Raw genomic sequence first — 13,201 nt, 5'->3', positions numbered from 1 at the left:
ACAAGGAAATTCAGTTCCGGATTGGTCTTCTCGATGCCCTTTCGTGCGAGTTCGACTAGCTCTTCCGAACTGACTTCACCTTTCGCGACGAGGTTCCCCAATCCCACCGCATCGTGGCCCGCGTATTCTTCGAGGTTCATGATTTCTTCCCTGTTTTGTTATGTGGAAGAACTCTACGAACCCCGAACGACACGAGATATTGGAAGAAATACCAATACAGTGCTGGATACTTTGTGCCTATGCTCTCAAAGAGCCTGCCACGGGCAGATAATGCCTGCACACACTGAGATCCTGCTGCGCCCTTGACTCAAAAGTAGCGTTTCAAGCTTCATGGCAGCGGCTTTATGGCATGGGTGAGTGTCGCACCCAATTCGTAGTATGCAGCACGCGTGCCTCTGAAGCGTTCTGCGTGATTTCGGACAGGCAGGATCGGCAAGTCCTCCCGCCTTTCTGCCAACAACCCCCTGGCCGCAGCGGCTCCGAACAGCGTTCCTGGAGCTATCCCGCGACCAGAATAGCCCATGCAGGCATATGCACGTGGCCCGAACTCGACGATTTTTGGAATATGATCACTAGTCATCGCAATCCTGCCACTCCACGCATGTTCGAGCGTGTACCCCGACAGTTTTGGGAACAGGCGCTTCAGCTTTCGCATTGCCCACGTTGCATGCACTCCTCCGCCTGCCCCTTCCAAGTTACCAATTCCACCAAAAACAAGGCGCCCTGCCCGGTCGGTCCGAAACGAACTCATCACCAGGGCTGTGTCCCAACACCCTTCCCCACCCGGCACGATTTCCTGGCGCAATTTCGCGGAGAGAGGCTGAGTTGCGAATTGCGAAAAGCTTATAGAAATAAACTGTGGTGCGTTCAGCCCCGTCAATGGCTCGTGATATGCATTGGTTGCCACCAGCAGTGATCTAGCGCGCACATTGTGCGCTCCGGCAGTCAAATGCCATAGACCACCTTTTCTGCTGATGCCCGTCGCACGCGTTTCGCAGAACACTTGAGCTCCAGCCTCTCGGGCAGCGCGCGCCAACCCCCGACAATAGGCCAGCGGTTGGATCGTGCCGGCACGCGGATCAAACAACGCCCCATGCAACCCGGCTGCCCCGGTGCGTCGGATAGTTTCTTCGGCTGACAACAACTGCACAGGCGCACCCAGCGATGTGCCCTGACGGTGCCGATTTTGCAAATTCCGCAATCCACGCGGCGAATGAGCACAATGCAGCGTTCCATTTTGTACCGGATCACAATTTATTCCGTGTGACCGGATCAAAGAAAATACCCGGTCCGGCCCGGTAGCGAGAACCGAGATCAACTGCCGTCCAGAATCGTGGCCCATCTGACGTATGACTTCATCGGGCGCAAGCCAAAGCCCGGCGTTCACCAAGCCCACATTTCGGCCAGAGCCACCTTGACCAATATTTCCAGCCTCAAGCACAGCAACCGAAGCGCCACGGGATGCGGCCTCAAGAGCTGCAGAGGCCCCGGTGAATCCGCCACCGATCACTGCAAGGTCGACCCTCAGATCTCGGCCAAGTGGACCTGCGCCAGGATCCTCGGCGCAAGTCTGCTGCCACAGGTTTCCACGATGATCAAAATTCAAACCTGCCCCCTGTGCCAACGATATACGCTTCAAATGGCGCGCCGTGATTTTCTGGCAGCGCCTCTAGGCCGAGTAACTTGGCCCTCTCACAGTCCTTCATGACAACTTCTTTCCCCAGGCGATCCGAGGCCCCTAGATTTTTCAGTTTAAACTTGTCGCTTTGAATAGCCGAGGTCAGCAGAACCGATCACCAACTTCGGAAATCCGCTCCAACCCTACGGCCAGTTCATCGTCGGAATAGGCAAAAGAAATACGCGCGTGACCGTCCAGACCGAATGCCCGTCCTGGTACGATGGCGACGCCGACTTCATTCAATAGCCAGGTACAGAATGCTGCATCCGATGCAAAATTACCCCGTTCCATTAGTCCAACTATCGACGGAAAAACATAGAATGCCCCGTCCGGCGTCGGGCATTCGATACCAACAATCCGATTGAGACCATCCACCAGTCGGTCCCGTCGCGCAAGAAAGGCTGCCCGACGGAGTTGCAGGTGCCTGTCCTCTTCCGTCAACGCAGCCAATGCAGCCGCCTGCGACACTGAACAGGTGCCGGATGTCACCTGCCCCTGCACCGCAGTCATCGCAGAGATAAGGTCCTTCGGCCCGATCCCCCACCCAATGCGCCAGCCCGTCATAGACCAGGCCTTTGAAACGCCATTCACGATCAGTGTTCGACCTTGCATTTCCGGAACGGCTTGTCGGAATGACACCACCGGCACATAGTTGAGGTGCTCGTAAATCTCGTCAGAAATGACCCAGACATGCGGATAGCGCGCGAGAACCTCCGCGAGAGCCCGAAGTTCATCAGCGCTATAGACTGCCCCGGTTGGATTAGAGGGCGAATTCAGCATCAGCCAGCGAGTTTTTGAGGAAATCGCCTGCTCCAGCGCTTCCGGAGAGAGCTTGAAACCGGCAGACATCGGGCAAGGCACGGTGATTGCACACCCACCTGCCATTGTCACAATATCAACGTAAGATGACCAGAAGGGCGCGGGGATGATCACCTCGTCACCGGGGTCAAGCGTCGCTAGCATGGCGTTGGCCAGAACCTGCTTTGCCCCGGTGGAGATCAGGACTTCACCTCGGGCGACCCCTGCCCTGGCAGCAACGACGTCGCGCAGTTCCGGAGTCCCGGCGGTTGCGGTGTATCGGGTCTGGCCGGCCAGTGCTGCACGGTGCGCGGCTTCGACTACGTGTCTCGGGGTCGGGAAATCTGGCTCCCCAGTCGAAAGCGCGATGACGTCTCGGCCAGCGGCACGCTTGGCTGCCGCCTGTTCAGATAGGCGCACGATTTCGGAAATCTCAACCGACGCAATACGCTTTGCGCGCCGAAATTCGGTAGATACGTTCATGGCAGAAGCCGCCTTTGCTGGAATATAACCTGTTTTCTCTTCCCGTCACACTACCATTCATGCAATCCATAATTAAAACGACTTGTTCTCAACGCACCTGGAGAAAAACTCACATGCTGGCACCGCGCCGTTTCCTCCCGTCGATCAGTTCACTACTGGCTCTCGAAGCAGTCGCGCGCCTTGGGACAGCCACTGCAGCCGCAGAAGAATTGTCCCTGACCCATTCGGCGGTCAGCCGTCAGTTAAAGGTGTTGGAAGAGCAACTCGGCACCGCCCTGTTCGAACGCCGTGGGCATGGTTTGGCGCTGACCCTTTCAGGTAAGGACTACGCAAATTCGGTGCGCGATTGCCTTGAAAAACTCGCGCGTGCTTCACTCAGGATCAAGGCGAACCATAAGGGCGGTAGCCTTTCACTCGCAACGCTTCCCGCCTTTGGGACGCATTGGCTCGCGCCAAAGCTGAAGCAATTCTCGGAAGAAAGCCCCGACGTGACTGTCAATTTAGGAACGCGGCTGGGCTTTTTCGATTTCAATCGCGAACAATTCGACGCGGCGATCCACTTTGGAGCACGTGACTGGCAGGGCGTCGACTATCTTGAACTCGCACGCGAGCAAGTTGTCCCAGTCTGTTCGCCAAATCTTTTCGCGCGCACTCCCACCACGGCTGAGCACCTGCTCGAATTGCCGTTGTTGCACCTGGAATCCAGACCGGGCGCCTGGGAGGACTGGTTCGAATACCACGACTGCTCCGCAGGAAAATTGCACGGGATGCTGTTCGATCAATTTTCTACCATGGCCGAGGCGGCGGCGCTTGGCTTCGGTGTGGCGCTCCTACCTGAATTTATTGCGACCAGAGCAGTAGCGCAGGGTCGGCTGGTCAGAGCTTTCGGAAAACCAATGGAACTGCCGCACCGCTACTATCTCGTTTGGCCAAAATCTATCGCCCCTCGCGCTCCTTTGGTAAGGCTTATCAACTGGCTATCGGAGACAACCGGCTCCGAACTGCCCGTAAGCTTTTCCAGGGTCGAATAACCTTTACAGGTGCAGTTTCCATGTTCCATGCCTTGACAGTATTCTTGGCTCAGCCAAACTATACACATGGACCTAAGTACTCAAAATTTTCGCAGAACCCTAGGAGAGATTGCCGCGATTACAACATCCTCCTTGTCGCGCAAAGCTCAGGTCCGAGAGATCGTTGCCAGCCTAAATTCCCATGCACCCATCGTGGCGTCCAATTTTTTAATTGTTTCGCATGACGACAGCCTCAAGTCGCGTTTCTCTGCCGGGTACAGCCATCGAATGCTGTCCCATTTGCAATCAGAAAACTATCGCAGAGAGCTTTCAGCGCTTGGCCTGTTTTCAAAGCCGCAGTCTCTGAGGCGCAACGATGTACAATGGGGCCAAGATCCGGACCTAAACGTTCTTAGCTGCTGCATCCAGGAAGAAGGACACCATGACTGTGTGACAACCCCGTTATTGAACTCTTCCGGCAGATTGGTTGGATTTCAAAACTTGTCATTTGCAGAGGCGGGGAGCGTCGATGACGACATCCGTGCGCTTCTCGACGAGGCATCAACTGCTATCGCAAACGTGCTGGATCCCATCTCGTTTCGCAACATCTTGAACCAAGACGACAGTGAGATCGAAGCGGTTCATGCAATTAACAACGACGGCATGGTCCTTACGCTACATGGCACCGACGCCTTGGGGCTGAAAAAAAATGTCATACCGGAGGAGGCTTGGTCCAAAATCGGGCCTGGGGCTTCCAACTGGCTGGTCCGCGGCAAGGACGGGCTGCATTCAGTTCGCCTTTGGAGCACCCGCGCTTCTTACTTCGGGGAACACGGAAATTACCTGATCCTCTGTGATCTAGGACAGATCGCCCCTCCACTCACCCCACGTGAGCTAGAGGCCGCCGGAATGCTAGCCGACGGACGGCGAAGTCTCGATATAGCAGGCAATCTTGGCATCACGCTCAGAACGGCAAATGCGCATGTCGAATCCATCTTGGTCAAGCTGGGTACAACAAACCGGGCCGCAGCTGCGGCCAAAATCGTTCGATATGGCTGGCGACTTCTCGGCTAGCCCTAAGGATTAAACGACGGACCTGCCCCGCCCCACTTGTCCATCGATTCAGTGAGAGGTTTAAGGTTTGATCTTACAGATTGTCAGTCTCGGCGCGGCATAGCCCTCAAATATCTCAAGCGCCCGCCGCGCTAGCCTTTTTCACACCTCATCTTTGGATCTTGCCCAGAAAACGCCGCGAAATCCGAGGACAAAAGCACTTTCTTCGCGACCGAAATGCCAGCCCTCACAACACTTACGAATTCATGCTTGCGTCTCATCGAAGCACGTCAGGCTCCCCAGTATTTTTGCCAGTCGTATTTCGCGCCAAATCCTTCAGGATCGGGCAGTCGGGGCGGCCATCGCCCATGCAGGCATGCACCAGTTGGTTCAGCGTGTCGCGCATCGACTGGAGCTGAGTGATCTTCTCGTCGATCTGGGCCAGATGCTCTTCGGCAATGCGCTTGACCTGCGCGCTTTCCCGGCCCTCGTCCTCGTATAGCGCCATCAGCACCCGGCAAGTGCCGATGGAAAAACCAAGCGCGCGGGCGCGGCCGAGGAAGGCCAGCTTGTGCAGGTCCTGTTCACGGAACCTGCGATACCCGTTTTCGCTGCGCTGCGGGCAGACCAAGCCAATATCCTCGTAGTAGCGGATCGTTTTTGCGGGCAGCCCCGAACGCTGTGATACGTCACCTATATTCACCTCAACCTCCCCTCATTCCGCCGGAATCGGCGCCTTGGTTGCGCGGGCGCCAGTGGCCCCCGCTTTTTCATCCATGGCTGGCGCCACCCGGCGCAGGCGCAGCGCGTTGGTCAGGACAAAGACCGACGACAGTGCCATCGCACCTGCCGCCAGCATCGGCGACAACAGCACACCGAAGGCGGGATACAGTACGCCCGCAGCAACCGGTACCAGCGCGGTGTTGTAGCCGAAGGCCCAGAACAGGTTCTGGCGGATGTTGCGCATAGTGCGGCGAGAGACCTCGAAGGCGTTGACCACACCGCGCAGATCGCCCGACATCAGCACCACATCAGCGCTTTCGATGGCCACATCCGTGCCGGTACCGATGGCGATGCCGACATCGGCATGGGCAAGTGCAGGCGCGTCATTGATGCCATCCCCGACAAAAGCGATCTGGCGCCCCTGCCGCAATTCGTCCAGCGCCGCGACCTTGCCGTCGGGCAGAACCCCCGCGATCACGTGGTCGATGCCGGTTTCGCGGGCGATGGCCTCAGCTGTCTCGCGCTTGTCGCCGGTGATCATGGCGACTTTCAGCCCTTTTTCGTGCAGCGCAGCGATGGCCGCGCGGCTGGCCGGTTTCACCGGGTCGGCCACGCCGATCACCGCCGCAAGCCGCCCATCAACTGCCGCGTAGAGCGCGGTACGCCCGCGTTTGGCAAGCTCGGTCTCCTGCGCCGACAGCGCCGCCGTATCGATGCCTTCGCGGGCCATGAACCGGTCGGCCCCCACCAGCACCTGCGCCCCGTCCACCATGGCGCGCACGCCGTGACCGGTGACCGAGGTGAAATCGCCCGCCTCAGCGCGTGGTGCGCCCTCGGCGCGGGCGGCGCGAACGATAGCTTCGGCGATCGGGTGCTCCGAACGTTCCTCCACCGCGGCGATTTTGGACAGCACCTCCGCCCGTTCAAAACCTGTGGCGAGAACAAGGTCGGTCAGTTCCGGGCGGCCCTCGGTCACGGTGCCGGTCTTGTCCAGCGCCACGACCTCGACCGTGTCCAGCTGTTGCAGCGCGTCGCCCTTACGGAACAACACGCCCATCTCAGCGGCGCGGCCGGTGCCCACCATGATCGAGGTCGGCGTGGCCAGACCCATGGCACAGGGGCAGGCAATGATCAGCACCGATACACCTGCGACCAACGCCAGCGTCAGCGCGGGCGACGGGCCGAAGATCAGCCAGACGAGGATGGTTAGGGTCGCGGCGGCCATCACTGCGGGCACGAACCACAGGGTGATCCGGTCAACCAACCCCTGGATCGGCAGCTTGGCGCCCTGCGCCTCTTCGACCATGCGGATGATCTGGCTGAGGGTGGTGTCACCGCCAACCCGCGTGGCGCGGAACTGCAGGCTTCCTGCGCCGTTCACGGTACCGCCGGTGACGGCATCACCAGCGGTCTTTTCCGCTGGAACCGGCTCGCCTGTCAGCATGCTTTCGTCGACGTGGCTGCTGCCCTCGATCACCTCGCCATCCACGGCAATGCGCTCGCCCGGGCGGACGACGATGATGTCGCCCTGCACCAGCTCATCGACAGAGACCTCGGTGCTCTCGCCGCCCCGCATCACGCGGGCGGTGCGCACCTGCAGCCCCAGCAGTTTCTGGATCGCGGCGCCCGTGCGCCCCTTGGCGCGCGCCTCAAGAAAGCGCCCCAGCAGGATCAGCACGACGATGACTGCTGCCGCCTCGAAATAGACCGCACGCACCGCGTCCGGCAAAAGCGCAGGCAGGAAGGTTGCGACAACGGAGTAAAGATAGGCCGCCCCGGTACCCACCGCGACAAGGCTGTTCATGTCCGGCGCACCCTTCAGCAGCGCGGGGAAGCCTTTGAGATAGAAAATCCGACCCGGCCCGATCAGCACCAGCGTCGTCAGTGCGAATTGCAACAGCCAGCTGGTCTGCTGACCGATGGTGGCGTTGATCCAGTGGTGAAAGGTCGGAAACACATGGCCGCCCATCTCGACCACAAATACCGGCAGCGCGAGGGCGGCGGCATAAGCCATGCGCCGGGCAAGGCTGCGGGCCTCTTCGGCCTTGCGGGCTGTGCGATCCTCACCGCCCGCCGCCTCTGCCACGGTCGCGGGATAGCCGGCGTCCTTGCTGGCCGCGATCAGTTCGGCGGGGGTGACCGCGCCTTCGGCATAGCGCACGGTCGCGGTTTCAGATGCGAGATTTACATTGACATCAAGCACGCCCGGCACCGCCTCCAGCGCCTTGTCGACGCGCCCCACGCAAGAGGCACAGGACATCGATTCCACGTTCAGCGTTACCGATGCCACCCGCGCCGGGTAACCAAGCTTGTCGAGCGCCGCGATGGCGTCTGCGATGCGCTCCGGGTTGTCGGCAACCAGTCGTGCGGTTTCAGATGCAAGGTTGACCGAGACGTCATGGATGCCCTCAACCGCCGTCAGGCCGCGGTCCACGCGCCCAACGCAAGAGGCACAGGACATGCCTTCGACGGACAATGTAACAGGGGTTTGTTCGGGCATGACAGCCTCCTCGATTCTGTGTGGCTGTGCCTTACATGGTGGTTCTAGTCACTGGAAGGTCAAGGGCGCGTCAAAATTTTATCACAGCTCAGATCACGTCTTGACCTTCCCCTAACTGGAAGCCCCATCTCTCGCCCTGCAACCAAACCAGAGAGGGTTCGAAATGGAATTCAAGGTTCCGGACATGAGCTGCGGCCACTGCACTGCCGCCATCGAAAAATCCGTCAAGGCCGCAGATCCGGCCGCCACGATTGCCTGCGACCTCGGCGAACGCCTGGTGAAGATCGACAGCGCACTGTCGACTGATCAGCTTGCCGCCGTGATCAAAGACGCGGGCTACGACTCGCAGCCCGCTGCCGCCTGATCCAGTCCCGCGTCGGCCCCCTCCGGCGCGGGATCCCCATTATTCGGCGCGGTCCCGAGCTGTGCTCACCAGTTCAGAAAGCTGGGCCTTTTCAACAAACCCCGGCACCAGCGCACCCCCGACAACGAAGGACGGCGTTCCGTTGAAACCAAGCGCCTGGGTCAGACGCATCGATGTGGCGATGTGTTCAGCCACTTCCGGCGCCTCCATGTCTTTTTTCAGCTATTCAAGATCCAGCCCGACCTCTTCGGCGACGCGCAGGACCGTGGCCTCCTGGGCTCGGCCATTGATTGCCATCATCGCCCAGTGGAATTCTTCATATTTGCCCTGCACCCGCGCCGCGAGCGCGGCCTTGGCGGCAAAGACCGAGCCGTCGCCAAGGATCGGCCATTCTCGGTAGACAAGCCGGATATTGGGATCTTCCTCGATCAGCGCCCGGACCTCGGGTTTTACCCGGCGGCAATAGGGGCAGTTTCGGTCATTTCCGGCGACAGGTTGGGCAGCGGCATCAGCTGCCCTTCGATCTGGTGCAGCTCGACGCGGATATCCCGGCTGTAACTGTCGTCCAGCAGCGTGCGGATACGGGCTTCGACAAGGCCGCCGTCAGAATGATCCATGTGCTGGACCGACGCGATATCCGCCATTTCGAAACGCACCAGAGGCGAGTTCGCGGCCCGCAGGATCGAAGCATGCAGATCGGGAGGCGCTTCCTCGATCAGCCGCGCCACGTTTGCCGCGCGCCCGGCGGCTTCAAAGCCAAGCGCGGCGCGGATCGCGAGGCTGCGTTCATCCGCGAACAGGAACAGGCTGAGCAGCAGCGCCGCGACCAGTGCCGCAACGACCAGCAGGGTCAACTGCACCCGCAGCGACATCCGGCGACGTAATATCACGCCTCCTCCTCCACATCCGTGGCCAGGCAGTACCCGCCGTTGCGCACCGTCTTGATGATCCGGGGGCGCAGGACATCGGGCTCGATCTTGCGTCGCAGGCGGCTGATCTGGTTGTCGATGGTGCGATCCAGGGGACCGGCGGTCCGCCCGGCCGTGAGATCAAGCAGTTGATCGCGGCTCAGCACCATGCGCGCCCGTTCCAGCAGGACCACCAGCAGCCGGAATTCCGAACTGGTCAGCGGGATTTCATCTGCGTTGTCATCAATGAGGATCTGCCGGTCGGTGTCGAGCACCAGATGTTCGAACCGCACCCTGTGCCCCGCCAGCCGCCCGGCCAGAGGGTCTTGCCGCCTGCTCCGCCGCAGGACCGACTTGATCCGGGCCAACAGCTCGCGCGGATTGAATGGCTTTGCAAGGTAATCATCTGCGCCGATCTCAAGACCGGAGATACGGTCGCTCTCTTCGCCAAGCGCGGTCAGCATGATGACTGGTACGGTGCCGTCGTCGGCCAGCCTCCGACAGGCCGACAGGCCGTCTTCACCGGGCATCATCACGTCCAGCACAACCAGATCGAAATGCCCTGCCGCAAGCTGCACGTCCATATCGGCGGCGTCCTTGGCCGCTGTCGCCCGCATCCCATTCTTTTCAAGGTAGCGCGTCACGCTTTCACGGATCTGCGCGTGATCGTCGACGACAAGGATATGCGGCTGAGGTCCCATGCTTTTGTCCTACCGGAAAGACCGTTTGAATTTCACCATCGCAATTGTAGCGGATTGTATCAGACGGTCGGCTTGCGACAGACCGTTACAATTCTGATGATGCGACGGCCTTCCATTCTGCGCAATCATCCCAAGGTGATGGGTATCGCCCCGAACCAAAGGAGGATTTCATGCCGACATTTGTAAAAACCGCAAGCATTCTCGCCGTTTCCCTGCTCACCGTCGGCGGCGCTCTGGCCGACAGCCGCCATCACGGAGACAATACCGGCGGGGCACATATGGGGGATGAAAAGCCTCCGATGGAGGGCAACCGCCACGAGATGATGATGAAACACATGATGCATAAAATGATGCAGATGCACGGCGGCGGCGCCGAACGGCACGGAATATCCCGGAGGGACCGCGACATGATGCGGACCATGATGGGGGCGGACATGATGGATGGCATGCCTAGCAAAAAGATACAGGCGGGCCTGAAAAACTATGACGCCGACGGTGATGGCACCCTGTCCCTTGACGAATTTTCGGTCTGGCACGCCGCGATGCTGCGCGAGACGATGGTAGACCGTTTCCAGCATCTGGATGCGGACGGGGATGGCGCCATCACCTCTGATGAAATGAGCGCCATCGCCAATCGGATGAAACGGATGCACGGGAAAGGCATGCATGGAAACGGGATGAACGACGGCGGCATGCACGGGACAGGCATGGGCGGGCATCAGATGATGCAGGGCATGTCGGAACAAGAGTAATCCTGCATCGGCGCCTTTACCTTGGGTCCGGTCACATCGGCCGGGCCACTCCCCTGTCGCTCGGGAACCGTTCGATGCGCCCTCTGCACGACCGCCGTCTGAGTGACAAGCCCGACGAAAAGACAAGACATGACCAAGCACCGCGAACAGCGAAGGCAGCGCAGCCTCGGAACCGTTGCCGCGACCTTGGGTCTATTGGCCCTGTTAGTGACTTTGTTCATGACCTGGAGTGCGGGATGGTGGTCAGCAGAGCTCAATCAGGACAGGGTCACGCATTTGGTTGCCTCTGCCGGAGCCTGGGGACCGCTTGCTGTGATCGGCCTGATGACGGCAGCCGTAGTGGCCAGCCCGCTGCCGAGTGCGCCGATTGCTCTCGCTGCCGGGGCCGCCTACGGGCACTACCTTGGGGCGGTCTACGTCGCGCTCGGCTCTGAAATGGGCGCAATCTTGGCGTTCCTTCTGGCGCGCGGCGGCGGGCGCGATAGGGTTGAGCGTCTGCTCGGTGGTAAGACTGGTCGTGGCCTGTTAGGCTCCCAGAACGCACTGACTCTGACTGTCTTTGTGAGCCGCTTGCTGCCCTTCGTGTCCTTTGACGTGATGAGTTATGCCGCTGGGCTGAGCCGCCTGCACTTTTGGCGCTTTGCACTGGCCACCCTGGCCGGGATCCTGCCAACAAGCTTCATACTGGCGCATTTCGGAAGCGCTGCGATGGCGGGAGATTTTGGCACGGCGGAGTGGCTTTTCCTTGCCCTTGGCCTGCTGACGGCGGCGCCTTTGGTGCTGCTGGCCCTGCGTGGCAACAAGTCCGCAAAACGACAGCCAAACAGACGACCACAAAAGGAGGGAAACACCGGATGAGGTCCGAATATCGGGAAAACACCATCACGCTGCTGGACGCTGTCGCCATGGGCACCGGTGTCATGATCGGGGCCGGAATTCTCGCGCTGACGGGCCAAATCGCGGAACTTGCCGGCCCGCTCTTTCCCTTCGCCTTTGTCGCCGGGGCCGTCATTACCGGCTTCAGTGCCTATACCTACGTCAAGATGTCTAACGCCTACCCCTCGGCGGGGGGCATCGGCATGATCCTTCAAAAGGCCTATGGGCCAACCACGGTCGCTGCTGGAGCCGCCCTGCTCATGGCGCTGTCGATGGTCATCAACGAAAGCCTCGTGGCGCGGACCTTTGCCAACTACCTCTTGCGCGGTCTCGACATACCTCGTGACAATTGGCTGGTCCCCGCGATCGGCGTTACGGTGATCCTCTTCGCCTGGCTCGTCAATGTGTCGGGAAATCGCTCGGTCGGCTGGCTCTCGATCCTGATGGCTGCGCTCAAGGTCGGGGGGATCCTTGTGTTCGGCATCACCGCACTCTGGGTTGGCGGTGTCACCTTTGAGGCTACAGGCAGTGGCGCCGAGGCCGCTGGCACCACCAGCGCCACCGGGTTAATCGCTGCGATGGCGCTGGCCATTCTTGCCTTCAAGGGCTTCACCACCATAACCAACAGCGGCGCCGAAATCACCGATCCGCACCGTAACGTCGGACGCGCCATCGTGATTTCTATTGCGATCTGCACGATCTTGTACCTGCTGGTGGCCTTGGCCGTCGGCAGCAGCCTGCCACTTGAGCGGATCGTGGCCGCAAAGGACTATGCTCTGGCGGAAGCCGCTGAGCCCGCGCTGGGTCGCACAGGCTTCTACCTCACCGTGGGGCTGGCGCTGATTGCCACCGCCTCGGGCCTGATTGCCAGTGTCTTTGCAGTGTCGCGAATGCTGGCAATGCTGACCGAAATGAAACTGATTCCGCACAGCCATTTCGGCATGCCGGGTGTCGTGCGCGATCACACGCTGGTCTACACGGTGGTAGTGGCGTCACTGCTCACTGTCTTTTTCGACTTGAGCCGCATCGCATCGCTCGGCGTGTTCTTCTATTTGGTGATGGATATCCTCATCCACTGGGGGGTGTTCCGAAACCTTCGTGACGAGGTCGGCGCCCAAGGCTGGATCCTACTGACGGCAATCGGGCTGGACGCTGTCGTGCTCGCGGCCTTTGCAGCGATGAAGTGGCAGTCTGATCCGTCGATCGTGCTGATTGCCTCCGCCGGTATGGTAATTGTTTTTCTGTTCGAGGGTCTGTTTCTGCGGCTGCGCCCGCCATAGCAACGGCCCCATCAACATGGCAGGTGACCTACCAGGACCATGAATTTTGCAAGGGTAACTACGAAGAGTTTAGCA

The 13,201-nt window shown here is 59.9% G+C and carries 14 protein-coding genes; 6 read left to right on the top strand and 8 right to left on the bottom strand.

What is annotated here, in order from left to right:
- Window positions 1-328: 328 nt before the first annotated feature.
- Both SM764_RS21800 and SM764_RS21795 read right to left on the bottom strand, forming a co-directional pair.
- Window positions 329-1,606, bottom strand: coding sequence for an NAD(P)/FAD-dependent oxidoreductase (locus tag SM764_RS21800; RefSeq protein WP_369002779.1), 1,278 nt, complete (start codon window positions 1,604-1,606; stop codon window positions 329-331).
- 174 nt (window positions 1,607-1,780) lie between these two features.
- Complete coding sequence (locus SM764_RS21795; protein ID WP_369002778.1) at window positions 1,781-2,959, bottom strand: pyridoxal phosphate-dependent aminotransferase; 1,179 nt, start codon at window positions 2,957-2,959, stop codon at window positions 1,781-1,783.
- 113 nt (window positions 2,960-3,072) lie between these two features.
- Between SM764_RS21795 and SM764_RS21790 the strand changes: the two genes are divergently transcribed.
- Complete coding sequence (locus SM764_RS21790; protein WP_369002777.1) at window positions 3,073-3,990, top strand: LysR family transcriptional regulator; 918 nt, start codon at window positions 3,073-3,075, stop codon at window positions 3,988-3,990.
- A gap of 66 nt (window positions 3,991-4,056) precedes the next feature.
- A complete protein-coding gene (locus SM764_RS21785) occupies window positions 4,057-5,043 on the top strand; it encodes a response regulator transcription factor (RefSeq protein ID WP_369002776.1) in 987 nt (328 codons plus the stop codon).
- 256 nt (window positions 5,044-5,299) lie between these two features.
- Here SM764_RS21785 and cueR read toward each other — a convergent pair whose 3' ends face one another.
- The gene (cueR, locus tag SM764_RS21780; protein WP_369002775.1) at window positions 5,300-5,725 is read right to left on the bottom strand and encodes a Cu(I)-responsive transcriptional regulator; all 426 of its coding nucleotides are present in this window, start codon (window positions 5,723-5,725) and stop codon (window positions 5,300-5,302) included.
- A 12-nt stretch (window positions 5,726-5,737) separates the two neighbouring features.
- On the bottom strand, window positions 5,738-8,245 hold the full coding sequence (locus SM764_RS21775) for a heavy metal translocating P-type ATPase (protein ID WP_369002774.1): 2,508 nt from the start codon (window positions 8,243-8,245) through the stop codon (window positions 5,738-5,740).
- Window positions 8,246-8,408: 163 nt separating this feature from the next.
- On the opposite strand from SM764_RS21775, the gene SM764_RS21770 reads away from it, so the two are divergent.
- Window positions 8,409-8,609, top strand: a complete 201-nt coding sequence (locus SM764_RS21770; protein WP_274829661.1) for a heavy-metal-associated domain-containing protein — start codon at window positions 8,409-8,411, stop codon at window positions 8,607-8,609.
- 39 nt (window positions 8,610-8,648) lie between these two features.
- On the opposite strand, the gene SM764_RS22615 is transcribed toward SM764_RS21770, so the two are convergent.
- From SM764_RS22615 to SM764_RS21755, 4 genes are read right to left on the bottom strand one after another with little or no spacing between them, the layout of a single operon-like run.
- Entirely contained in the window at window positions 8,649-8,804 is a 156-nt protein-coding gene (locus SM764_RS22615) for a hypothetical protein (protein WP_490363095.1), read from the bottom strand.
- Between the two features lie 27 nt (window positions 8,805-8,831).
- Window positions 8,832-9,038, bottom strand: a complete 207-nt coding sequence (locus SM764_RS22610) for a thioredoxin domain-containing protein (protein WP_490363097.1) — start codon at window positions 9,036-9,038, stop codon at window positions 8,832-8,834.
- A gap of 20 nt (window positions 9,039-9,058) precedes the next feature.
- A complete protein-coding gene (locus SM764_RS21760) occupies window positions 9,059-9,499 on the bottom strand; it encodes a hypothetical protein (protein WP_369002773.1) in 441 nt (146 codons plus the stop codon).
- The gene (locus SM764_RS21755) at window positions 9,496-10,218 is read right to left on the bottom strand and encodes a response regulator (RefSeq protein ID WP_274829666.1); all 723 of its coding nucleotides are present in this window, start codon (window positions 10,216-10,218) and stop codon (window positions 9,496-9,498) included. Before SM764_RS21755 ends, SM764_RS21760 begins: the two co-directional genes overlap by 4 nt.
- Before the next feature lie 170 nt (window positions 10,219-10,388).
- Between SM764_RS21755 and SM764_RS21750 the strand changes: the two genes are divergently transcribed.
- The 3 genes from SM764_RS21750 (at window position 10,389) to SM764_RS21740 (ending at window position 13,126) form a co-directional block, all read left to right on the top strand.
- On the top strand, window positions 10,389-10,970 hold the full coding sequence (locus tag SM764_RS21750) for an EF-hand domain-containing protein (protein ID WP_369002772.1): 582 nt from the start codon (window positions 10,389-10,391) through the stop codon (window positions 10,968-10,970).
- 129 nt (window positions 10,971-11,099) lie between these two features.
- A complete protein-coding gene (locus tag SM764_RS21745; RefSeq protein WP_490363094.1) occupies window positions 11,100-11,828 on the top strand; it encodes a TVP38/TMEM64 family protein in 729 nt (242 codons plus the stop codon).
- The gene (locus tag SM764_RS21740; protein WP_369002771.1) at window positions 11,825-13,126 is read left to right on the top strand and encodes an APC family permease; all 1,302 of its coding nucleotides are present in this window, start codon (window positions 11,825-11,827) and stop codon (window positions 13,124-13,126) included. The genes SM764_RS21745 and SM764_RS21740 overlap by 4 nt, the downstream gene beginning before the upstream one ends.
- Window positions 13,127-13,201: the final 75 nt, after the last annotated feature.

This window comes from Pseudophaeobacter sp. 1A16562, assembly GCF_041008785.1.
Taxonomy (GTDB): Bacteria; Pseudomonadota; Alphaproteobacteria; order Rhodobacterales; family Rhodobacteraceae; genus Phycobacter; species Phycobacter gallaeciensis_A.
The sequence above is the reverse complement of the archived record's forward strand: the minus strand, read 5'-3'. Positions and strand labels throughout refer to the sequence as shown.